The 20,722-nt window shown below is 70.9% G+C and carries 21 protein-coding genes; 7 read left to right on the plus strand and 14 right to left on the minus strand.

What is annotated here, in order from left to right:
- Positions 1–123 precede the first annotated feature (123 nt).
- Entirely contained in the window at positions 124–324 is a 201-nt protein-coding gene (locus ACZ48Z_RS06605) for a hypothetical protein (RefSeq protein WP_328744967.1), read from the minus strand.
- A gap of 154 nt (positions 325–478) precedes the next feature.
- Here ACZ48Z_RS06605 and ACZ48Z_RS06610 point away from each other — a divergent pair, with 154 nt between their 5' ends.
- Positions 479–2,497, plus strand: a complete 2,019-nt coding sequence (locus tag ACZ48Z_RS06610; RefSeq protein ID WP_468734686.1) for an NPCBM/NEW2 domain-containing protein — start codon at positions 479–481, stop codon at positions 2,495–2,497.
- 88 nt (positions 2,498–2,585) lie between these two features.
- On the opposite strand, the gene ACZ48Z_RS06615 is transcribed toward ACZ48Z_RS06610, so the two are convergent.
- Positions 2,586–3,536 (minus strand): ROK family protein, encoded by a 951-nt coding sequence (locus ACZ48Z_RS06615; protein ID WP_468734687.1) that lies wholly within the window; start codon positions 3,534–3,536, stop codon positions 2,586–2,588.
- 194 nt (positions 3,537–3,730) lie between these two features.
- Here ACZ48Z_RS06615 and ACZ48Z_RS06620 point away from each other — a divergent pair, with 194 nt between their 5' ends.
- Both ACZ48Z_RS06620 and ACZ48Z_RS06625 read left to right on the plus strand, forming a co-directional pair.
- The gene (locus tag ACZ48Z_RS06620) at positions 3,731–4,780 is read left to right on the plus strand and encodes a LacI family DNA-binding transcriptional regulator (RefSeq protein ID WP_468734867.1); all 1,050 of its coding nucleotides are present in this window, start codon (positions 3,731–3,733) and stop codon (positions 4,778–4,780) included.
- 7 nt (positions 4,781–4,787) lie between these two features.
- The gene (locus ACZ48Z_RS06625) at positions 4,788–5,582 is read left to right on the plus strand and encodes a hypothetical protein (RefSeq protein ID WP_468734688.1); all 795 of its coding nucleotides are present in this window, start codon (positions 4,788–4,790) and stop codon (positions 5,580–5,582) included.
- Here ACZ48Z_RS06625 and ACZ48Z_RS06630 read toward each other — a convergent pair.
- The gene (locus tag ACZ48Z_RS06630; protein WP_468734689.1) at positions 5,528–7,465 is read right to left on the minus strand and encodes a serine/threonine-protein kinase; all 1,938 of its coding nucleotides are present in this window, start codon (positions 7,463–7,465) and stop codon (positions 5,528–5,530) included. The two genes, ACZ48Z_RS06625 and ACZ48Z_RS06630, sit on opposite strands and share 55 nt — an antisense overlap.
- 96 nt (positions 7,466–7,561) lie before the next feature.
- Complete coding sequence (locus tag ACZ48Z_RS06635; protein ID WP_468734690.1) at positions 7,562–8,878, minus strand: DUF6986 family protein; 1,317 nt, start codon at positions 8,876–8,878, stop codon at positions 7,562–7,564.
- Positions 8,879–9,067: 189 nt separating this feature from the next.
- Between ACZ48Z_RS06635 and ACZ48Z_RS06640 the strand changes: the two genes are divergently transcribed.
- Positions 9,068–9,961: an endonuclease/exonuclease/phosphatase family protein gene (locus ACZ48Z_RS06640; protein WP_468734691.1), complete on the plus strand. Its 894-nt coding sequence runs from the start codon at positions 9,068–9,070 to the stop codon at positions 9,959–9,961.
- A gap of 58 nt (positions 9,962–10,019) precedes the next feature.
- On the opposite strand, the gene ACZ48Z_RS06645 is transcribed toward ACZ48Z_RS06640, so the two are convergent.
- From ACZ48Z_RS06645 to ACZ48Z_RS06660, 4 genes are all read right to left on the minus strand, one after another.
- Positions 10,020–10,982 (minus strand): electron transfer flavoprotein subunit alpha/FixB family protein, encoded by a 963-nt coding sequence (locus tag ACZ48Z_RS06645; protein ID WP_468734692.1) that lies wholly within the window; start codon positions 10,980–10,982, stop codon positions 10,020–10,022.
- A gap of 72 nt (positions 10,983–11,054) precedes the next feature.
- Complete coding sequence (locus tag ACZ48Z_RS06650) at positions 11,055–11,843, minus strand: electron transfer flavoprotein subunit beta/FixA family protein (protein ID WP_468734693.1); 789 nt, start codon at positions 11,841–11,843, stop codon at positions 11,055–11,057.
- 226 nt (positions 11,844–12,069) lie between these two features.
- Positions 12,070–12,579 (minus strand): flavin reductase family protein, encoded by a 510-nt coding sequence (locus tag ACZ48Z_RS06655; protein WP_468734694.1) that lies wholly within the window; start codon positions 12,577–12,579, stop codon positions 12,070–12,072.
- A 208-nt stretch (positions 12,580–12,787) separates the two neighbouring features.
- Complete coding sequence (locus ACZ48Z_RS06660) at positions 12,788–13,201, minus strand: TlpA family protein disulfide reductase (RefSeq protein ID WP_468734868.1); 414 nt, start codon at positions 13,199–13,201, stop codon at positions 12,788–12,790.
- Between the two features lie 75 nt (positions 13,202–13,276).
- On the opposite strand from ACZ48Z_RS06660, the gene ACZ48Z_RS06665 reads away from it, so the two are divergent.
- Both ACZ48Z_RS06665 and ACZ48Z_RS06670 read left to right on the plus strand, forming a co-directional pair.
- Positions 13,277–13,693, plus strand: a complete 417-nt coding sequence (locus ACZ48Z_RS06665) for a DUF4395 domain-containing protein (RefSeq protein ID WP_468734695.1) — start codon at positions 13,277–13,279, stop codon at positions 13,691–13,693.
- 187 nt (positions 13,694–13,880) lie between these two features.
- Positions 13,881–14,609 carry a lysophospholipid acyltransferase family protein gene (locus ACZ48Z_RS06670; RefSeq protein ID WP_468734696.1) on the plus strand — a complete coding sequence of 243 codons (729 nt, stop codon included), beginning with the start codon at positions 13,881–13,883 and terminating at the stop codon, positions 14,607–14,609.
- 91 nt (positions 14,610–14,700) lie between these two features.
- Here the strand turns inward: ACZ48Z_RS06670 and ACZ48Z_RS06675 are convergent, their stop codons facing one another.
- From ACZ48Z_RS06675 to ACZ48Z_RS06695, 5 genes are read right to left on the minus strand one after another with little or no spacing between them, the layout of a single operon-like run.
- Positions 14,701–15,273, minus strand: coding sequence for a transglutaminase domain-containing protein (locus tag ACZ48Z_RS06675; protein ID WP_468734697.1), 573 nt, complete (start codon positions 15,271–15,273; stop codon positions 14,701–14,703).
- 60 nt (positions 15,274–15,333) lie between these two features.
- Positions 15,334–15,846 carry a GNAT family N-acetyltransferase gene (locus tag ACZ48Z_RS06680; protein ID WP_468734698.1) on the minus strand — a complete coding sequence of 171 codons (513 nt, stop codon included), beginning with the start codon at positions 15,844–15,846 and terminating at the stop codon, positions 15,334–15,336.
- A gap of 41 nt (positions 15,847–15,887) precedes the next feature.
- Positions 15,888–16,958 (minus strand): threonine aldolase family protein, encoded by a 1,071-nt coding sequence (locus ACZ48Z_RS06685; RefSeq protein ID WP_468734699.1) that lies wholly within the window; start codon positions 16,956–16,958, stop codon positions 15,888–15,890.
- Positions 16,955–17,704 (minus strand): SDR family NAD(P)-dependent oxidoreductase, encoded by a 750-nt coding sequence (locus ACZ48Z_RS06690; protein WP_468734700.1) that lies wholly within the window; start codon positions 17,702–17,704, stop codon positions 16,955–16,957. Before ACZ48Z_RS06690 ends, ACZ48Z_RS06685 begins: the two co-directional genes overlap by 4 nt.
- A 53-nt stretch (positions 17,705–17,757) precedes the next feature.
- Positions 17,758–19,155, minus strand: coding sequence for a DUF6421 family protein (locus ACZ48Z_RS06695; protein ID WP_468734701.1), 1,398 nt, complete (start codon positions 19,153–19,155; stop codon positions 17,758–17,760).
- Between the two features lie 270 nt (positions 19,156–19,425).
- Between ACZ48Z_RS06695 and ACZ48Z_RS06700 the strand changes: the two genes are divergently transcribed.
- Positions 19,426–20,109, plus strand: coding sequence for a glycerophosphodiester phosphodiesterase (locus tag ACZ48Z_RS06700; RefSeq protein ID WP_468734702.1), 684 nt, complete (start codon positions 19,426–19,428; stop codon positions 20,107–20,109).
- A 15-nt stretch (positions 20,110–20,124) separates the two neighbouring features.
- Here ACZ48Z_RS06700 and ACZ48Z_RS06705 read toward each other — a convergent pair whose 3' ends face one another.
- The gene (locus tag ACZ48Z_RS06705; protein WP_468734869.1) at positions 20,125–20,661 is read right to left on the minus strand and encodes a GNAT family N-acetyltransferase; all 537 of its coding nucleotides are present in this window, start codon (positions 20,659–20,661) and stop codon (positions 20,125–20,127) included.
- Positions 20,662–20,722 lie beyond the last annotated feature (61 nt).

Consider the following 20,722-nt stretch of genomic DNA (forward strand, 5'->3'; position numbering starts at 1 on the left):
TTTTTTTTTTCTCCCCCCCCCCCCCCCCCCCCCCCCCCCCCTCCTGCCCCCCCCCCCCCCCCCCCCCCCCCCCCCCCCCCCCCCCCCCCCCCCCCCCCCCCCCGGTCCGTGCGGTGGAACCCGTCAGCGGTTCTGCCCGAGGGCGGTCTCGTCGACGCCGTCCAGGCTGTCGCTGGAGACGGTGTGGCCGAGGGTGCTCAGGGTGTCGTCGACGTTGATGTGGTTCAGGTCCTTGCCCAGGTCCAGGGAGTGCGACGGCGTGACCGCGGCGACGACGAAGCCGGTGGCGAGGGAGGCGATGGCGAGCATGCTGCGCTTCTTCATGCGCTGATCAACGTCACCGGACGGAATGAGTCACGCTGCCGCCCCTCGCACAGCTCCCTTCACACCACAGTCCGACACGTCCTACCTTTGACGCCCACAGGGTGACGCGTACATGCAGTCATCCCACCTTCCGCTGGTTCGGAGGAACGTAACGATGCGTCACCTTCACACCCGCACAACCCGCCGAAGGCTGATCGCGGCACTCACAGTGCTGCTGTTCTCGGTACCGGGGGTGGCTCCCCTGGCCGTGGCGGACGAGGCAGGTCCACCCTCGCCCGCGCTCGCCGACGGCCTCGCCCTCACCCCGCCCATGGGCTTCAACAACTGGAACTCCACCCACTGCCGGGCCGAGTTCGACGAGTCCATGGTCAGGGGGATCGCGGACATCCTCGTCGAGAAGGGCCTCAAGGACGCCGGATACCAGTACGTCAACCTCGACGACTGCTGGGCCCTGCCGGCCCGGGACGCCGACGGCAGGCTCGTTCCGGACCCGGCCCGCTTCCCGAACGGGATCAAGGCCGTCGCCGACTACGTGCACTCCAAGGGCCTCAAGCTCGGGATCTACACCAGCGCGGGCACCAAGACGTGCGACTCCGCCGGTTTCCCGGGCGCGCTGGGCCATGAGTACAGCGACGCCCGGCAGTTCACCGACTGGGGCGTCGACTACCTCAAGTACGACAACTGCAACAACCAGGGTGTGGACGCCCGGTTGCGTTACACGACCATGCGCGACGCCCTCGCGGCGACCGGCCGGCCCATCGTCTACAGCATCTGCGAATGGGGCCAGAACAAGCCCTGGGAGTGGGCGGCCGACGTCGGACACCTGTGGCGCACCACCGGAGACATCAGCGACAACTGGGGCTCGATGCTGTCGATCCTCAAGCAGAACCTGCCCCTGGCGCCCCACGCGGGCCCCGGCCACTGGAACGACCCCGACATGCTGGAGGTCGGCAACGGCGGCATGACCTCCACCGAGTACCGCTCGCACTTCTCGATGTGGTCGGTCATGGCCGCACCGCTGCTCATCGGCAGCGACCTGCGCTCGGCCTCACCGCAGACCCTGGAGATCCTCGGCAACAAGGAGGTCATCGCCGTCGACCAGGACCCGCTGGGCAAGCAGGGCACCGTGGTCTCGTCCGCGGGCGGACGCTGGGTCGTCGCCAAGCCGATGCGGGACGGCAGCCGCGCGGTGGCTCTCTTCAACGAGACGAACGGCCCCCTGCGCATCGCCACGACCGCCGCGGCCGTCGGCCTGCCCGACGCCGAGGCGTACACCCTGCGCGACCTGTGGCGGCACCAGAGCCACAACACCGCGGGCACGATCTCGGCGACCGTCCCGGCGCACGGCACGGTCCTCGTACGGGTCGCCGCGGACCGCCGGTGGCACCGGTACCCGCCCGCCGTCGAACTCGGCCTGGACGAGAGCCCGTTGGCCGAGGCGGGCACACCGGCCCGGCTGACGACGACGGTCACCGACCTGGGCCGCACCCCGGCCCGGCAGGTCTCCGTACGGCTGACCGGCCCCGCGGGCTGGACAGTCGAGGCGACCTCGCCGACCGTCTCCGCGGTCCTGCCCACGGGCCGTTCGCTGCGCACCGGGTGGTCGGTCACCGCGCCGCCGGGGACGCCGACGGGGGCGTACGACCTGACGCTCAGGGCGAGTTACCGCTCACCGGCAGGCGTCCGGGCCGACAGCACGCTGCCCTTCACGGCGACCGTGGTGGTACCGCCGCCCTCGGGCACCTCCGGCCTCGGTGACCTTCCGTGGCTGACGGCCGCCAACGGCTACGGGCCCGTCGAACGCAACACCAGCAACGGGGAGAGCGCCGCGGGCGACGGTCATCCGATCACTGTCGGCGGGGTGGTGTACGCCAAGGGGCTCGGTGTGCACGCGGAGAGCACCGTCGAGTACTACACGGGCGGGACCTGCGAGACGGTCACCGCCCAGGTCGGCGTCGACGACGAGAAGGGTGCGAACGGCACCGTCGCCTTCGAGGTCTGGGCGGACGGCACCGAGGTGGCGTCCACCGGCACCCTCACCAACGCCATGCCGGCCCGGCCGCTCACCGCCGACGTCACCGGCGCCCGGGTGGTCCGGCTCGTCGTCACCGACGGCGGGGACGGCATCGACTCGGACCACGCGGACTGGGCGGACGCGCGCTTGAGTTGCTGACAGCGCTCGGCGACCGGGCCCGCCGCCGGACCCGGTCGCCCAGTGAACGTTTCTGCCGACAGCGGCGCTCCCTCGCACCGCCCCGGCGTCAGACCGCCGCGGCCGTGTCCGCCTGCCTCGCGAGAGCCGCCGCGGCCGCGCCGACCAGTCCCGCGTCCGTGCCCATCTGCGCGGGCGCGATCGTCAGACGCTGAACAAAGGAGAGGGTCGCGTAGTCGCCCAGCGCCTTGCGCAGCGGCTCGAAGAGGACGTCGCCCGCCTTGCCCACCCCGCCGCCGATGACGGCGATGTCGATCTCGACGAGGGTCGCGGTGGCGGCGATCCCCGCGGCCAGCGCCCGGGCGGCCCGCGCGAAGGAGGCCACGGCGACCGGGTCGCCGGCCCGGGCCGCGTCGGCCACCGCGGCGGCGGAGGTGTCGCCGTCCGGGCCCGGCCGCCAGCCGTTCTCCAGCGCCCGCCGGGCGATGTTCGGCCCGCTGGCTATGCGCTCCACGCAGCCGCGCCCCCCGCACGGGCACGGGTCACCGTCCAGGTCGACGCTGATGTGCCCGATGTGACCGGCGTTGCCGGTGGGTCCGGCGTGCAGCTGGCCGTTCAGGACCAGGCCGCCCCCGACTCCCGTCGAGACGACCATGCACAGCGCGTTGTCGTGGCCGCGGGCGGCGCCCTGCCAGTGCTCGGCGGCGGTGATGGCCACGCCGTCGCCGATCAGCTCGACGGGGAGCCCGCCGGCCGCCGCCCGGACATGCCGGACCAGCGGATAGTCGCGCCAGCCGGGCACGTTCACCGGGCTCACGGTGCCGGTGGAGGCGTCCACCGGGCCCGCGCTGCCGATGCCGAGGGCGGTGGCGCGTCCCCACAGCGGCGAGCCGGTGAGCTCGCCGAGCGTCGCCTCGACGGCGCGCATCACGCTGTCGCCGTCCTCCTGCGCGGGCGTGGCGCGTTGCGCGCGCAGGAGGATCCGGCCGTGGCCGTCCACCAGCGCTCCGGCGATCTTGGTGCCGCCGATGTCGAGCGCAGCCACGAGGTCGGTGTGCATCAGTGTCAGTTCTCCCCGTCAACCTTGAGGAATGGACAGGCCGGTCTCGCGGTGGGGGCGCAGACCGGCAGATTGCGGTGGACAGTGTCTCCCGCATCTGACAACGTTGTCCAGGCTCTATGCTCGACGCCACATCCTCATACAAAATCATGGACCGTCGCACCCCCGTCGACGACAGGACAGGACGCCGCATCGTGCCCGACACCCACAGCCGAGCAGACCGTCACTCCGCGACCCGGTACGGCAATCGCCCGACCATGAAGGACGTGGCCGCACGGGCCGGTGTAGGGCTCAAGACGGTCTCGCGCGTCGTCAACGGCGAGGCGGGTGTGACGCCGGAGACGGAGCACCGGGTCCGGGAGGCCATCGAGGCGCTCGGCTTCCGCCGCAACGACAGCGCGCGCGTGCTGCGCAAGGGCCGCACCTCCAGTATCGGTCTGGTCCTGGAGGATCTCGCCGACCCGTTCTACGGCCCCCTCAGCCGTGCCGTGGAGGAGGTCGCCCGGGCCAACGGCGCCCTGCTCATCAACGGTTCCAGCGCGGAGGACCCGGAGCGGGAGCAGGAGCTGGTGCTCGCGCTGTGCGCCCGGCGCGTGGACGGCCTCGTGGTCATTCCGGCCGGTGACGACCACCGTTACCTGGAGCCCGAGTTGAAGGCGGGCGTCGCCACGGTGTTCGTGGACCGTCCGGCGGGGCAGATCGACGCCGACGTGGTCCTGTCCGACAACTTCGGCGGTGCCCGCGACGGCGTCGCCCACCTGATCGCCCACGGCCACCGGCGGATCGGCTTCATCGGTGACATGCCCCGCATCCACACGGCCGCCGAGCGGCTGCGCGGGTACCGGGCCGCCATGGAGGACGCCGGTATAGAGGTGGCGGACGCCTGGACGTCGCTCGGGATCACCGACCCGGAGCGGGTGCGCCGGGCGGCCGAGGGGATGCTCTCCGGGCCCTCCCCCGTCACCGCGATCTTCGCGGGCAACAACCGGGTGACGGTCACCGTGGTCCGCGTGCTCGCCGAACACACCCGCCGGGTCGCCTTCGTCGGTTTCGACGACATCGAACTCGCCGACCTGCTCCAGCCGGGCGTCACCGTCGTGGCCCAGGATGCGGCGACGCTCGGCCGTACGGCCGCGGAGCGGCTGTTCCGCCAGCTGGACGGCACGCTGCTGACGCCGGAGCGGATCGAACTGCCGACGCGGTTGATCACCCGCGGTTCCGGTGAACTGTCGCCGACGGACTGAGCGGCACGTGCAGGACGGCACTCTGGAGTCCCTCGGCCTGGCCGAGGCACCACGCGATCACCCGTTGCGCTACCCGGGCGCCTGGCCCCCGGACTCCGCGCTCCTCGACGGCGACCGGCTGTTGCCCCTCGACCGCTTCACCCACGAGGACCGTGTGCCCGTCCTCGCGGTCGGCTCCAACGCCAGTCCGGGTCAACTGCGGCACAAGATGGCCGAGTTCGGGATCACCTCACCCATCCCGATGGTGAAGGCGCGGGTGAGCGGCGTCGACGTCGGCGTTTCCGCGCACGTGAGCCGCATGGGATACGTGTCCGCGTCCCCCTTCCACGCCCCGGACGCCGTACGGGAGTTGTTCGTCATCTGGCTCGACACCGAGCAGCTCGCGGTGGTCGACGCGAGCGAGGGGGTGCCGCTGCCGAACGGCAACTACGGCCGCGCCCTGCTGCCCGCGCCCGATGTGCGGGTCGAACTGCCCGACGGCGGGACGCTGCCGGGCGTGCACGCGTACGTCAACCGCCACGGCGTCCTGCACGACGGCACCGGCGCTCCCCGCACCCATCCCGGCCAGCGGGAGCTGCTGACCGAACTCCTCGTGGGATCGGCCCGGTTGAGGGAGCTGTTCGGCGTCACGCCCGAGGAGTTCGTGGCACGGGCCCGCGCCGACCGTCTGCTGTGCGAGGCGGGCACCCGACTGTTCGCCGACGAGAAGCGGGTGGCGGAGTCCGGCCTGGAGCCCTACGTGAGGGCTCAGCAGACCGGGAGTCCCGGTACCGGCTCGTCGTTGCTGCCGCCCCTGACGTAGACGTCACTGACCCAGACGCCGGTGTTGCCGCTGTCGTCGTCCGTCTTCGCCCACCAGACGTTGGTCCACTCGCCGGACGTCTCGCGCCGGCCCAGGTTCGACTGGCAGAAGAAGTAGTTGGTGCCCGCGTGGAGGACACCGGCCTCCGCGCCGGACGCGGTGTAGGACGTGGCGGTCTTCCAGACGGTGCAGTTGTACTTGCCGCCGCCGATGGCGGTGCAGGCCGGGGTCGGCGCCGGGGTGCTGGAAGCGCCGCCGTCCCCGGTGCCCCCGTCCTCGGTCCCTCCGGAGCCACCGTCTCCGGAGGTGCCGCCCGAGCCGCCGCCCGAGGTACCGCCGCCTGCGGAGTTCGCCGTGGAGGTCGCGGAGGCGGAGCTCGAGGGTCCGGAGCCGTCGTTCCCGCCGGACGTCTTCTTCGCGCCCGGGGTCTTCTTGGCGCCCTTGTCCGTCGACTTGGGGCTGCTGGAGCGATCGGCGTCGGGACGGGCGGACGTGGATACCGTGGCGCTGGTACCGGACGCGGGCGGGCGGGTGTCGGCCTCGGCGTTGCCCGTGTTGTTCAGCAGCGCCACGGCGGTTCCGGCCATCGCGAGAACCACGGTGACGGCCGCCGCGACGAGCAGCGCGCGCCCCTTGCGGCGGGGCGGGTCGGAATCACTTATGAGACCCGTCGGGGGCTGCTCCGGAGAGAGCGGGGGGCCGAAGCCCTGGACGGGGAGACCGGCCTGTCCCGGAGTACCGCTGTGAGCGGCGGGCGCCCCGAAGCCCTGAGCACCGGGCACGGCCTGCCCGGGGGTGTCGAACCCGGTTGCGGCCGCGGGCTCAGGGGGCGCAGTCGGCTGCGGCTGAGCGGACCCCGACCCCGCGCCCGCCGGTCCCGCCATCCGGAAGCCCGGCGGCAGCAGCGGAGTCTCCGGTTCGGGCTCCGGTTCCGCTTGTCCGGCCGGAGCAGCCGCAGCCCGCAGGGTCGTCGTGGCGCTGTCCGTCCTGACGCCGTCCGCAGCGGCACTGTCCGTCTCCGCCGCGTCCGCCACCGCCTGCAGCAGCTCACGGGCCTCCTCGGCGCCCGGGCGGGCCTCGGCACGCTTGTCCAGCAGACGCTCCAGGACGGGGCCGAGGGCTCCGGCGCGGTGGGCCGCGGGGAGCGGTTCGCCGACGATCGCGGTGAGCGTGGAGAACGTCGACGTGCGGCGGAACGGCGAGGCGCCCTCGACGGCCGCGTACAGCGTGGCCCCCAGGGCCCACACGTCGGAGGCCGGGCCCGGATCGGCGCCCTGGGCACGCTCGGGCGCCATGTAGTCCAGGGAGCCGACGAGATGACCGGTGCGGGTGAGCTGGGTGGCGGCGCCGTCGCCCGGATCGTCCATGGTGGCGATGCCGAAGTCGGTCAGCAGGACCCGGCCCGAGCGGTCGAGCAGGATGTTGCCGGGCTTGACGTCCCGGTGCAGCACGCCGGCCTCGTGGGCGGCGGCCAGCGCGTCCATGACCCTGGCGCCGATCCCGGCCACCTCACGCGGGTCCAGGGGGCCGCGCTCACGCAGCACCGCGTCCAGGGACGGGCCGTCGACCAGCTCCATGACGATCAGCGGACGTCCGTCGACCTCGGCCACGTCGTGGACCGCGACGACACCGGGATGCCGGACCCGGGCCGCGGCACGGGCCTCGCGCTGCATCCGCAGCCGCAAATCGGCGAGTTCGGGGCCGTCCGCGTCGGTGTAGGTGCGCAGTTCCTTGACCGCGACCTCACGGCCCAGCACCTCGTCGACGGCCCGCCAGACCACGCCCATGCCGCCACGCCCGAGCTGGGCCACGACGCGATAACGCCCCGCCAGCAGGCGACCGGTCTCGTCCTGGCCCTTTCCGTTGGTCTCCCCCGAAGACACAGCTGCCCCGTTCCTGTGAACACGTCAATGCGTGCCGTACAGACTACGGGGCAGAGGTGACAACTCCAGTCGGCGGTTGCGACTGTGACAGGTCCGCTACTTCTCCGGCTGATTCGTGGAGACGGTCAGGTCACCGCGCCGCGGTGCCGCATAGCTCTCCAGGTCGGCCCGGGTCAGACCGGCCAGCCGGGCCACCTCGGCGATGTCGAGGGCACCGCAGTCGAGGCCGCGCAGCAGGTAACCGCTGAGCGCCTTGGCGGTGGCGGGTTCGTCCATGACGTCGCCACCCGCGCGGTTGGCGTAGCGGGCGAGGCGGCCTGCGGCCTGCTCGAAGCCTTCGCGGTAGAAGGCGAACACGGCCGCGTACCGGGTGGGGATGTGGCCGGGGTGCATGTCCCAGCCCTGGTAGTAGGCGCGGGCCAGTGCCCGGCGCGTCAGGCCGTAGTGCAGCCGCCAGGCGTCGTGGACCTTCGCCGTCGGCCCGACGGGCAGGACGTTCGTGGAGCCGTCCGACACGCGTACGCCGGTGCCCGCGGCCGCGACCTGCATGATCGCCTTGGCGTGGTCGGCGGCGGGATGGTCGCTGGCCTGGTGGGCGGCGGAGACGCCGAGGCAGGCGCTGTAGTCGAAGGTGCCGTAATGGAGCCCGGTGGCGCGGCCCTCGGCGGCCTGGATCATCCGGGCGACGGTGGCGGTGCCGTCGGTGGCGAGCACGGACTGGCTGGTCTCGATCTGGATCTCGAAGCCGAGGCGGCCGGGGTCCAGCCCGTGCGCCTTCTCGAAGGCCTCCAGGAGCCGCACGAACGCGCTGACCTGCTCGGCGTACGTCACCTTCGGCAGGGTCAGCACCAGCCCCCCGGGCAGGCCTCCCGCTGCCATGAGGCCGGTGAGGAAGACGTCGAGGGTGCGGATGCCGCGGTCACGGACGGCCGCCTCCATGCACTTCATGCGGATGCCCATGTACGGCGCCGCCGTGCCGTTCTCGTACGCCTCGGCGATCAGCCGGGCCGCACGGGCCGCTGCCTCGTCCTCCTCGGCGTCCGGGCGCGAGCCGTAGCCGTCCTCGAAGTCGACGCGCAGGTCCTCGATCGGCTCGTGCTCCAGCTTGGCCCGCACACGCGTGTGGACGGGCTCGGCGAGATCGTCGGACAGCCCTAGCACGGCGGCGAAGGACGCTGCGTCCGGGGCGTGTTCGTCGAGGGCGGCGAGCGCCCGGTCGCCCCAGGAGCGGACGGTGTCGGCGGCGAAGACGTCACCGGGGACGTAGACGGTGTGCACGGGCTGGCGGGTGCCGGGGTCTCCGGGATAGCGGCGCTCCAATTCGGCGTCGACCGGCGCGAGGGAGGCGCTGATCTCCTCGCTCACGGCACCCGCGAGGCTCGTCGCCACCTGCTCCTGCTGGCCCTGACCCATCCCGCATCCTCCTGTTTTCCGCTCTACGGAATCAACAATCCGTAGAGCGAAGTTATCCGCGAAGTTTCCCGATGGTCAACACCCCGTCCACAGCGTGAGCCGCCGGGTTCATCCAGGATGCCGAGAACCCCTACGCCGTCTTCCACACTCCGGCTCGAACATTCATCCTGGTCCGTCGGGAGGGACACCATGCCGGACATCAACAGAATGACGCGTCGTATGGGGCTCAGAACCGCCGTGGCCGCCGCCGTCACCGTGCCGCTCATGGGCACGCTGCCGGCCTCCGCCGCCAGGTCGGCCAACCGCCGACTCGATGTCATGACGTTCAACCTACGCTTCGCCAGCACCACCGAACCCAACAGCTGGGCCACCCGCCGCCCGGTGATGCGCCAGCTGCTGCGCCAGGAGGCACCCACCGTCCTCGGCACCCAGGAGGGCCTCTACCAGCAGTTGCGCGACATCCACTCCGACCTCGGACCGCACTACGAGTGGATCGGCACCGGCCGCGAGGGCGGCAGCCACGACGAGTCCACGGCGATCTTCTACGACACCCGGCGCCTGGCCCCCGTCGAGCACGACACGCTCTGGCTCTCCGACACGCCCAGGGTCATCGGCTCCAACACCTGGGGTGGCGCGTTCCCCCGGATCGTCACCTGGGTCCGCTTCCACGACCGGGCCGTCGGCGGACGGGACTTCTACGTCTTCAACACGCACTTCGACCATGTGGGCCAGTACGCGCGCGAGCGGTCGGCGCAGTTCCTCGGCCAGCGGATCGCCGCGGTCGACCGCTCACTGCCCGTCGTCGTGACCGGCGACTTCAACGCCGCGGCCCGCGAGAACCAGGCGTACGACATCCTGCTCGCCACCGGACTCGTCGACACCTGGGACGCGGCGGCCGAACGCGGCAGGCTGTACGCGACCTTCCACGGCTACAAGCCCCTGACTCCCGACGGCGAACGCATCGACTGGATCCTCGCCACGCCCGGCACCACCGTCCACCGGGCCGTCATCAACACCTTCGAGATGAACGGGCAGTTCCCCAGCGACCACCTGCCGGTGCAGGCCACCGTGACCCTGGGATGAGCCGAGGCCCCCGCGACCGCGTCGGCGGTCACGGGGGCCTCGTACGCCCGGAGCGGGATCAGCCCTTGCGGGTGTTGATCTCTTCGGTGAGGGCGGGGACGACGTCGAAGAGGTCGCCGACGACGCCGTAGTCGACGAGGTCGAAGATGGGGGCTTCGGCGTCCTTGTTGACGGCGACGATGGTCTTGGAGGTCTGCATGCCGGCGCGGTGCTGGATGGCGCCGGAGATGCCGTTGGCGATGTACAGCTGCGGGGACACGCTCTTGCCGGTCTGGCCGACCTGGTTGGTGTGCGGGTACCAGCCCGCGTCGACCGCGGCGCGGGAGGCGCCCACGGCCGCGCCGAGGGAGTCGGCCAGGGCCTCGATGAGGGCGAAGTTCTCGGAGCCGTTGACGCCGCGGCCGCCGGAGACCACGATCGCGGCCTCGGTCAGCTCGGGGCGCCCGGTCGACTCACGCGGGGTACGGCCGGTGACCTTGGTCCCGGTGGCCAGCGGCCCGAAGGACACGCTCAGTTCCGAGACGGTGCCGGCGGCCGGGGCGGTCTCGACCGCGGCCGAGTTGGGCTTGACGGTGATGACCGGGGTGCCCTTGGAGATACGGGACTTGGTGGTGAAGGAGGCGGCGAACACCGACTGGGTGGCGATGGGGCCCTGATCGCCGGCTTCCAGGTCGGTGGCGTCGGTGATGATGCCGGAACCGATGCGCAGCGCGAGGCGGGCGGCGATCTCCTTGCCCTCGGCGGAGGAGGGCACCAGCACGGCGGCCGGGGACACCTCGGCGACCGCGGCCTGCAGGGCGTCGACCTTGGGCACGACGAGGTAGTCGGCGTACTCGGCGCCATCGTGGGTGAGGACCTTGACGGCCCCGTGCTCGGCCAGGGTGGCGGCGGTGTCGGCGGCGCCGTTGCCCAGCGCGACGGCGACCGGCTCACCGATCCGGCGGGCCAGGGTCAGCAGCTCCAGGGTGGGCTTGCGGACGGCACCGTCCACGTGGTCGACATAGACGAGAACTTCAGCCATGGGAATGCTCTCCTGCGGATTGCGAAGTCTGAGGGGCGGTAAGGGGGTTGAGCCTCAGCAGGCCGACGGCCCTTAGATGAACTTCTGGCTCGCGAGGTACTCGGCGAGCTGCTTGCCGCCCTCGCCCTCGTCCTTGACGATCGTGCCCGCGGTACGGGCCGGGCGCTGGGTGGCGGAGTCGACCGTGGTGTACGCACCGTCCAGACCCACCTGCCCGGCCTCCAGGTCCAGGTCGGACAGGTCCCAGGCCTGCACCGGCTTCTTCTTCGCGGCCATGATGCCCTTGAACGACGGGTAGCGGGCCTCGCCCGACTGGTCGGTCACCGACACCACCGCCGGCAGCGCGGCCTCCAGCTGCTCCGAGGCGGCATCACCGTCCCGGCGGCCCTTCACCGTGCCGTCCTGGACGGACACCTCGGACAGCAGCGTCACCTGCGGCACCCCCAGCCGCTCCGCCAGCAGCGCCGGGACCACACCCATGGTGCCGTCGGTGGAGGCCAGACCCGAGATCACCAGGTCGTAGCCGGCCTTCTCGATCGCCTTCGCCAGCACCAGCGAGGTACCGATCACATCCGTGCCGTGCAGATCGTCGTCCTCGACGTGGATCGCCTTGTCCGCGCCCATCGACAACGCCTTGCGCAGCGCGTCCTTCGCATCCTCCGGGCCGACCGTCAGGACGGTGACCTCGACGTCGTCATCGGAGTTCTCCGAGATCTGCAGCGCCTGCTCGACCGCGTACTCGTCCAGCTCGGAGAGCAGACCGTCCACGTCGTCCCGGTCGACGGTCAGGTCATCGGCGAAGTGCCGGTCGCCGGTGGCGTCGGGCACATACTTCACAGTGACAACGATCCTCAAGCTCACGCCGGCTCTCCTACTGCATCGTCATTTTTCGGCTGCCTCTTGCAGGCAGCATAGGCGCCCCAAGCGGCCGATCCCGGTCGGGGCGGGCTGCGCTCCGACCGCAATATTACTCACCAGTACACCCAGCTCCTGCCCGCTAAGCAAGCGCTTTGAACTGTGACCTTTGCAACGCAGCGTAATCGGAACCCGACAGTCCCGCACACCAGCGGATGAGGTGATGAGCCGATCAGTCGCGCAGGCCGTTGAACTGCCCCTGGTGGTACAGAAGCGGCCGGCCGGCACCCGCGGGGTCTCCGAGGTTCACCTCGGCCAGCACGATGCGGTGGTCCCCGGCGGGCACGCGGGCAACGACCCGGCAGACCAGCCAGGCGAGAACGCCGCCGAGGACAGGAACACCCTCGGGCCCCTCGCGCCAGGCGGTGGAGGCGCCGAAGCGGTCGGCGCCGCTGCGGGCGAAGGTGGCGGCCAGCTCTTCCTGGTGTTCGCCGAGTATGTGCACGCCCACGTGATCGGCCCGGGATATCGCGGGCCAACTGGAGGCACCCGTACCGATCCCGAAGGAGAGCATCGGGGGTTCGGCGGAGACCGAGCTGAGCGAGGTGGCGGTGAAGCCGACCGGGCCCGCCTCGCCACTGGCGGTGATCACGGCGACGCCCGCGGCGTGCCGCCGGAAGACGGAGCGCAGGAGGTCGGGGGAGGCGAGCTGGGGCGTACCGAGGTCGGGCGTGGCCGTCATGCGGTTGTCCTTCTGCGAGGAGTGTCGAGCTGGACCGTGGCTGCTCAACAAGCCGGACAGCGCGCGCTCGCGGTGCGGGCGAGGTCGACGTGCGCCCGCCCGAACAGAAAGAGTTCCGTAGGCATACGGTCAGGCTGACGATAGGTGCGGCACACCGTCAAGTTCGTTCCGGCATATGGGAGATGCCTCACCGTGGGCACATTCGGGGTCAAACCGCCTCCCCGATCGCTGCTATGACGTCCGCCTTCCGGGGCTGGCCGGTGGCCCGCCGTACGACTCTGCCCTCGGCGTCGAGGACCAGCACCGTCGGCGTCTTGAGGATGTCGAGTTCGCGGACCAGGTCGAGGTTCTTCTCGGCGTCGATCTCGACATGGGCCACACCCGGGACGAGGCCGGCGACCTCACCCAGCACCCGCCGGGTCGCCCGGCAGGGCGCGCAGAAGGCGCTCGAGAACTGGACGAGCGTCGCGCGCTCACCGAGCTCCCCGCCCAACTCGGCCGCGCCGAGCCTCTTGTCGTCGTCGCGCCCGCGCACCCGCACTCTCCCGCTCCGCCGCCGTTGCAGCACTCCGAAGCCGCTCGCCAGCGCGAGCACCACCACGCACACCACAAGTCCGGTCATCACCTGCACAAGCATTCACGAGACTGCAAAGATTCCCGACTCCCCCCGGCCCGTCCGTTGCGGAATGCTTGATTCATGGACATTGATGCAAGGGGGCCGCGTTTCGGCGCGGCGGTGACGACCGTCGTCCTGGCGGTCGTTCTGATCACGGGCAGTTTCTGGCTGCTGGCCTGGCAGACGCTGGCGTTCGCGCTGGGCGCGGCGGGCGGGGTGGGCCGTTCGCCGTACGGCTGGCTGTTCCGCAGGGCCGTCAGGCCCCGGATCGGGCCGCCGACCGAGTTCGAGTCGCCGGAGCCGCCGCGGTTCGCGCAGGCCGTGGGCCTCGCCTTCGCAGGGCTGGGACTGGTGGGCTACGGGATCGGGCCGGAGTGGCTCGGGCTCGCCGCCACCGGAGCGGCTCTGGCGGCGGCATTCCTCAACGCCGCGTTCGGGTACTGCCTGGGCTGCGAGATGTACCTGCTCGTGCGGCGGGTGACGGTACGCGCGGAGTAAAGGTGCCGTAAAAGCCCAAGGTGGATCACAGGGTGGAAGTGACGAGAATCTCGCCCGAGGCGGGCACGAGGACTGGCTCCCCGCTCGTTCTTGGGGCACGATCTGCGAGATGCCGTAAACCTACGGCTGCGTAACTTAATGCCGGGACTCCCCTTCCCCGGCAGAGCAGGAAGGGCTCACCCCGCCCATGGCAGAGCTTGTCTACCGCCCCGTCGTCGGATTCGCCCAGGCACTGTTCAAGGCCTGGGACCTCAAGATCGACTGCAAGGGTTCGGAGAACATCCCGCGCTCGGGCGGCGCCGTTCTGGTGAGCAATCACATCAGTTACCTGGACTTCGTGTTCAACGGCATGGCAGCGCTCCCGCAGAAGCGTCTCGTGCGCTTCATGGCGAAGGAGTCCGTCTTCCGCCACAAGATCTCGGGTCCGCTGATGCGCGGGATGAAGCACATCCCGGTCGACCGGACCCAGGGCGAGACGGCTTACGCCCACGCCCTGGAGTCGCTGCGGTCGGGCGAGATCATCGGGGTCTTCCCCGAGGCGACCATCTCGCAGTCCTTCACGCTCAAGAGCTTCAAGTCGGGCGCGGCACGACTGGCCCAGGAGGCGGGCGTGCCGCTGATCCCGATGGCCCTCTGGGGCACCCAGCGGATCTGGACCAAGGGACACCCGCGCAACTTCAAGCGCAGCCACATCCCGATCACGATGCGGGTCGGTGAGGCGATGGAGGCCTCGCGGGACAAGTACGCGGGGGCGATCACGCGGCAACTGCGGGAGCGGGTCAACGAGTTGCTGGAAGCGGCTCAGCGGGCCTATCCCGTGCGCCCCAAGGGGCCGGACGACACCTGGTGGATGCCGGCCCACCTCGGGGGTACGGCGCCCACTCCGGAACAGGTGCGGGAGACCGACGCTCGATAGCTGTTCGACTGCGGGTGCGTCGGGGACGGTCTCGCGGTTCCCGGCGCCCCCGCAGGGCGCCTCGGCGATCCGTCGGTTCGATCCGTGCTCCTCAGAGTGCTGTCGGGAGCGTTCGCCAGAGGGACGGGCGGTCGGGGGCAGCCTTGAGCGCGCTCAGGACGGCCGGGTGCGGCGCGGCGTAGAGCGTGGGGCAGTCCGTCTCGCCGGACTCCGGGTCGGGCGTGAAGGCCAGCCGCTCGCCGTCGAGGGAGAACTGGGCGTCCACACCGGGTTTGTTGCCCCGGGGGTCCTGGCGGTGCCAGGCGCCGTTGAACCGCACCGCGACCAGCCCGTGCACCACGTCGAACGTCTGGTAGCAGAGCGCGGTGGGGATGTCCTCCGCGCGCAGCAGGGCGGCCAGCGCGTGGGCCTTGGCGTAGCAGATACCGGTGCCCTGCTCCAGGACGTCGGACGCCCGCCAGGTGACGCGCGGGTCGCCGGAGTCCTGCGAGTGCGGGATGGCGTCGCGCACGAACTCGAACGCCAGGCGCGCATAGGCATACGAGTCCGCCGCCTCCTTGGCGAGGCGGGCGGCCGCCTCTCGGACGACCGGATGGCCATGGTCGATGACCTCGTCGGCGGCCAAGTAGGCGGAAAGGTCGGGGGTTTCCTGGATCAGCTCCATGCCCGCAGAGCATAGGAAGACGATCACTCCGCGTCAATTAATTTACAGTGCTCGACATATTTATGCGGCGTAGCAGTGCACGGTCACGAGCTGGGACGCGCTCCACCGCTGTTCGACCGTGGCCAGCCTCGTCCAGCCCAGCCGTTCGTACAGGGCCGCGGCCGCGGTGTCGGACGCGACCACGTCGAGCACCGGGTGCAGGCGGTGACGGCGCGCTTCCTCCACCGCTCGCCCGATCAGCAGCGCGCCGATCCCGTGTCCCCTCGCCCGCGGAGCGACGAACAGCCGGCCGACCACCGCGGCCTCTTCCCTGCTCGTGCCACTCCGCTCGCTCCACAGGGCAGGGGCCAGGTCGCCCTCCTCGCTGCGGGACAGGCTGACGTGGCCCGCCACCCGGCCGCCCGACTCGGCGACCCAGCTGCCCAGAACCGAAGCCTGCGCCAGCCATTCACCGGGCCGCGCAGGCCAGTTCACCGGGTAGCCGTCGCGCCGATGGACCTCCCCCAGCACGCGGACGCATGCCTCGATGTCGTCATAGGCCCTCGGCCGGACCCGGTGCTCCGTTCTGTCCACACCGGCATGCAAGCACAGGTGCCGTCCGGCACACACGCGCGTCAGCGCGCCATCTCCTCCTTGAGCGCGGCCACGAACGCGTCCACGTCGTCCTCGGTCGTGTCGTAGGCGCACATCCAGCGCACGACGCCCGCGCTCTCGTCCCAGAAGTAGAAGCGGAAGCGTTTCTGGAGCCGCTCGCTCACGTCGTGCGGCAGCTGGGCGAAGACGCCGTTGGCCTGCACCGGGTAGAGGATCTCCACGCCGTGGACGGCACGGACGCCCTCGGCCAGGCGCTGCGCCATCTCGTTGGCGTGGCGGGCGTTGCGCAGCCACAGGTCCTTGGCGAGCAGGGCCTCCAACTGCACCGACACGAAGCGCATCTTGGAGGCGAGCTGCATGGACAGCTTGCGCAGGTGCTTCATGTGGGAGACCGCGTCCTGGTTGATCACCACGACGGCCTCGCCGAACAGCGCGCCGTTCTTCGTCCCGCCGAGGGAGAGGATGTCGACGCCGACGGCGTTGGTGAACGTCCGCATCGGGACGTCGAGGGAGGCCGCCGCGTTGGCTATGCGGGAGCCGTCCAGGTGGACCTTCATGCCGTGGGCGTGGGCATGGTCGCAGATCGCGCGGATCTCGTCCGGCGTGTAGAGCGTGCCGAGCTCCGTGCTCTGGGTGATCGAGACGACCTGGGGCATGGCACGGTGCTCGTCGTCCCAGCCGTACGCCTGCCTGTCGATCAGCTCCGGGGTCAGCTTGCCGTCGGGCGTCGCGACGGTGAGCAGTTTCAGGCCGCCCATCCGTTCGGGGGCGCCGCCCTCGTCGACGTTGATGTGCGCGCTCTCCGCGCAGATCACCGCGCCCCAGCGGTCGGTGACCGCCTGGAGCGCGACGACGTTGGCGCCGGTGCCGTTGAAGACCGGGAAGGCCTCCGCCGTGGCCCCGAAGTGGCTGCGGATGATCCCCTGGAGGTTCTCGGTGTAGTCGTCCTCGCCGTACGCGACCTGGTGGCCGCCGTTGGCGAGGGCCAGGGCGGCGAGGACCTCCGGGTGGGCGCCGGCGTAGTTGTCGCTGGCGAAGCCCCGGCTGTCCGGGTCGTGGTGACGCCGGGCGTCGGTCTTCGCAGGGTTCACGGCTTCTCGGTGAGCCACAGACGGTTTCCGTTCACTTCTCCGGCGGGCTTCTCCCAGACTTCGGCGATGGCCGCCGCGAGGTCCTTGACGTCCGTGAAGCCCGCGAACTTCGCGTTGGGACGCTCGGCGCGCATCGCCTCGTGCACCAACGCCTTCACCACCAGGATGGTGGCCGCCGAGGTGAGCTCCGCACCGGCCCCCGCCTTGCGGAAGAAGTCGGCCATGGCGAGCGTCCAGGCCTCGGCGGCCGCCTTGGCGGCGGCGTAGGCGGCGTTGCCCGCGGTGGGCCTGGTCGCGCCCGCCGCGCTGATCAGCACATACCGGCCCCGGTCACTGCGCTGGAGCACCTCGGAGAAAGCGAGGGACGTGTGCTGCACGGTGCGGATGAGCAGCAGCTCCAGGAAGTCCCAGTCGTCGAGGCTGGTCTTGACGAAGGTCTCACTGCCGCGCCAGCCGCCGACGAGGTGGACGACGCCGTCGACCCGGCCGAAGTCCTTCTCGATGCCGGCGGCCCAGTCCCGCGTGGACTTCAGGTCGAGCAGGTCGACGGGTTCCCCGGTGACGGTGGCGCCGCCGCCCGCGTCCCGGGCCGCGCCCACCGCCTCCGCGAGCCGGACGGGATCGTTGTCCGCGCCGACGACGGTCGCGCCCGCCTCGGCGAGCCGGACGAGTGTCGCGCGCCCCGCGGGCCCGCCCGCTCCGGCCACCGCGATCACCGCACCGCTGAGAGCTCCGTTCCCCGCCATGTTCTTCGCCTCCTGCTGAGCCGTGTTCCCGGTCGCGCGCGAGTCCGTGCCGCTCACGCGGCGGCCCGCGCGGCACTCTCCGCGGTGATGCCCCTGGTGGAGGCGATCACGTTCTTCAGCTTCTTGGAGAGGGCCTCATAGAACATGCTCAGCGGAAACTCGTCCGGAAGCACGTCATCGACGAGTTTCCGGGGCGGCAGGGACAGGTCGAGGGCGTCGGGGCCCTTGGCCCACCTGGAGCCCGGGTGCGGGGCGAGGTACTGCGAGACCAGGTCGTACGCGGCGAACCAGTGGACCAGCTTCGGGCGATCGATACCCGCCCGGTAGAGGTCCTCGATCTCGGCGCACAGCTGGTTGGTGACCTGCGGGGCGCGCTGCCAGTCGATGAACAGCTTGTTGTCGGTCCAGCGGACGACGTCGTGCTTGTGCAGGTAGGCGAAGAGGAGCTGGCCGCCGAGGCCGTCGTAGTTGCGCACCCGCTCGCCGGTGACCGGGAAGCGGAACATGCGGTCGAAGAGGACCGCGTACTGCACGTCACGGGCCTGCGGGACGCCGTCGGCCTCCAGGTTCACGGCCTCCCTGAAAGCCGTGAGGTCACAGCGCAGCTCCTCCAGGCCGTACATCCAGAAGGGCTGGCGCTGCTTGATCATGAACGGGTCGAAGGGCAGGTCGCCGTGGCTGTGGGTGCGGTCGTGGACCATGTCCCACAGGACGAAGGCCTCCTCGCAGCGCGTCTGGTCGTGGACCATCGCGGCGATGTCCTCGGGCAGTTCCAGGCCCAGGATGTCGATGGCCGCGTCGGTGACCCGGCGGAAGCGGGCGGCCTCGCGGTCGCAGAAGATGCCGCCCCAGGAGAAGCGCTCCGGTGCCTCACGTACGGCGATGGTCTCCGGGAAGAGGACGGCGGAGTTGGTGTCGTAACCGGCCGTGAAGTCCTCGAACTTGATGCCGCAGAACAGCGGGTTGTCGTAGCGGGTGCGCTCCAGTTCGGCCAGCCAGTCGGGCCAGACCATGCGCAGGACGACCGCTTCGAGGTTGCGGTCGGGGTTGCCGTTCTGCGTGTACATCGGGAAGACGACCAGGTGCTGGAGGCCGTCGGCGCGGCCCGCGGCGGGCTGGAAGGCCAGCAGGGAGTCGAGGAAGTCGGGCACCTCGAAGCCGCCCTCGGCCCAGCGCCGGAGGTCCTTCACGAGCGCCGCGTGGTAGTCGGCGTCGTGCGCAAGAAGCGGGGACAGCTCCTCGACGCTGTCGACGACACGCCGTACGACAGCCTCGGCGTCCGCACGCGCGGGCGCTCCCTCGGCCTCGAAGTCGATCGACCCGTCCTTGGACTGCCATGGCCGGATCCGCTCCACGGCATCCTTGAGCACAGGCCATGCCGGGTGCTCCACCACCCTGGTCATGGGGGGAACGTGGTCCCCCGACGCCGCCTGCGCAAGAATTTCCGTCATGTCCCATCCTCCACGGGAGAACCTCTCGTATGGAGACCGTATACATACGAGCTTCCGTCCAGCAAGAGCGGACTCGGGAAGTTATCCTGCGCAACCCAATGGTCACCGAAGTTTTTCCTGCCGAGTGCCATGAACACGGCGCTTGCGGGTATCCGGGGCAACCGCACCGCACGTCACCGGGATCCCCGTGTACACAGGGGTCCATCACACGGTGTAGCCGTTAGGCTGCGGCTCTGCACCGAGCCGCCGTCGACGGAAGCGAGTTGAACCTTGAACTTCCTTACCATCGGTCATCGCGGGGTCATGGGTACCGAGCCCGAGAACACCCTCCGTTCGTTCACCGCCGCCCAAGAGGCCGGCCTCGACGTCATCGAACTCGATCTGCACCTCAGCAAGGACGGCGCGCTCGTCGTCATGCACGACACCGACGTGGACCGCACGACCGACGGCACCGGCCCGATCGCCGAGAAGACCCTCACCGAACTGCGCGCCCTGGACGCGGGCCGCGGGGAGCGCGTCCCGGTGTTCGAGGAGGTTCTGGACGCCGTCCGGTCGCCGCTCCAGGCCGAGATCAAGGACATCGCGGCGGCCCGGGCGCTGGCCGAGGTCATGCTCCGGCGGGACCTCGTCTCCCGGGTCGAGGTGTCCTCGTTCCACGACGAGGCGGTCGCCGAGATCGGCCGGCTGGTGCCCGGCGTACGGACCGCGCTGATCGGCAGCCGGTTCGGCCCCGACATCGTGGAACGCGCCGTCGAGGCCGGAGCGGGGACCGTCTGCCTGAACATCCGCCGGCTGACCCTGGAGGTCGTGGAGGCGGCCCGCAAGGCCGACCTGAAGATCATCGGCTGGGTCGTCAACACCCAGGACCATCTCCGGCTGGTGCGGGCCCTGGAGCTGGACGGCGCCACGACCGACTACCCGGAGATCAAACGCACCGGCCGCTTCACCGCCTGAACCGGGGCAGGAACGTCACACCAGCGGCTTGACCAGCAGCTCGAACCGCAGGTCGTCGCGCTGCGGGATACCGAAGCGCTCGTCGCCGTACGGGAAGGGCGTCATCTCTCCCGTACGGCGGTAGCCGCGCCGCTCGTACCAGGCGATGAGGTCGTCGCGCACGGAGATCACCGTCATGTGCATCTCGGTGACGCCCCAGGTGTCGCGGGCGATCCGCTCCGCCTCGGCGATGATCACCTTGCCGAGGCCGCCGCCCTGGAGGGTTGGGCTGACCGCGAACATCCCGAAGTACGCGTGGCTGCCCCGGTGTTCGAGCTGACAGCAGGCGACGATGCGCCCGTCCCGTTCCACCGTCAGCAGTCGGCTGTCGGGTGACTTGACGACCGCGAGCACGCCCTCCGGGTCCGTCCGCTGTCCCTGGAGGATGTCCGCCTCGGTGGTCCACCCGGCCCGGCTGTCGTCCCCGCGGTACGCCGACTCGACGAGCGCGACGAGCGCGTCCACGTCGGCGTCGGTGGCGTCACGGAAGGTGAGTCCGGCGGTGGTCTCCATGGTGCGCATCTCCACTTCTCGGGCACGGCTCGGGCACGGCCGAGAGTAATGCCCCGGATAG

Source organism: Streptomyces sp. NPDC031225 (assembly GCF_055570355.1).

Excerpts from the sequence above, each read along its gene's own strand:
- ACZ48Z_RS06605 (WP_328744967.1), bottom strand. The coding sequence starts at position 324 with ATGAAGAAGCGCAGCATGCTCGCCATCGCCTCCCTCGCCACCGGCTTC.
- ACZ48Z_RS06610 (WP_468734686.1), top strand. The coding sequence starts at position 479 with ATGCGTCACCTTCACACCCGCACAACCCGCCGAAGGCTGATCGCGGCA.
- ACZ48Z_RS06615 (WP_468734687.1), bottom strand. The coding sequence starts at position 3,536 with ATGCACACCGACCTCGTGGCTGCGCTCGACATCGGCGGCACCAAGATC.
- ACZ48Z_RS06635 (WP_468734690.1), bottom strand. The coding sequence starts at position 8,878 with ATGGGTCAGGGCCAGCAGGAGCAGGTGGCGACGAGCCTCGCGGGTGCC.
- ACZ48Z_RS06640 (WP_468734691.1), top strand. The coding sequence starts at position 9,068 with ATGCCGGACATCAACAGAATGACGCGTCGTATGGGGCTCAGAACCGCC.
- ACZ48Z_RS06645 (WP_468734692.1), bottom strand. The coding sequence starts at position 10,982 with ATGGCTGAAGTTCTCGTCTATGTCGACCACGTGGACGGTGCCGTCCGC.
- ACZ48Z_RS06655 (WP_468734694.1), bottom strand. The coding sequence starts at position 12,579 with ATGACGGCCACGCCCGACCTCGGTACGCCCCAGCTCGCCTCCCCCGAC.
- ACZ48Z_RS06660 (WP_468734868.1), bottom strand. The coding sequence starts at position 13,201 with ATGACCGGACTTGTGGTGTGCGTGGTGGTGCTCGCGCTGGCGAGCGGC.
- ACZ48Z_RS06665 (WP_468734695.1), top strand. The coding sequence starts at position 13,277 with ATGGACATTGATGCAAGGGGGCCGCGTTTCGGCGCGGCGGTGACGACC.
- ACZ48Z_RS06670 (WP_468734696.1), top strand. The coding sequence starts at position 13,881 with ATGGCAGAGCTTGTCTACCGCCCCGTCGTCGGATTCGCCCAGGCACTG.
- ACZ48Z_RS06675 (WP_468734697.1), bottom strand. The coding sequence starts at position 15,273 with ATGGAGCTGATCCAGGAAACCCCCGACCTTTCCGCCTACTTGGCCGCC.
- ACZ48Z_RS06690 (WP_468734700.1), bottom strand. The coding sequence starts at position 17,704 with ATGGCGGGGAACGGAGCTCTCAGCGGTGCGGTGATCGCGGTGGCCGGA.
- ACZ48Z_RS06695 (WP_468734701.1), bottom strand. The coding sequence starts at position 19,155 with ATGACGGAAATTCTTGCGCAGGCGGCGTCGGGGGACCACGTTCCCCCC.
- ACZ48Z_RS06705 (WP_468734869.1), bottom strand. The coding sequence starts at position 20,661 with ATGGAGACCACCGCCGGACTCACCTTCCGTGACGCCACCGACGCCGAC.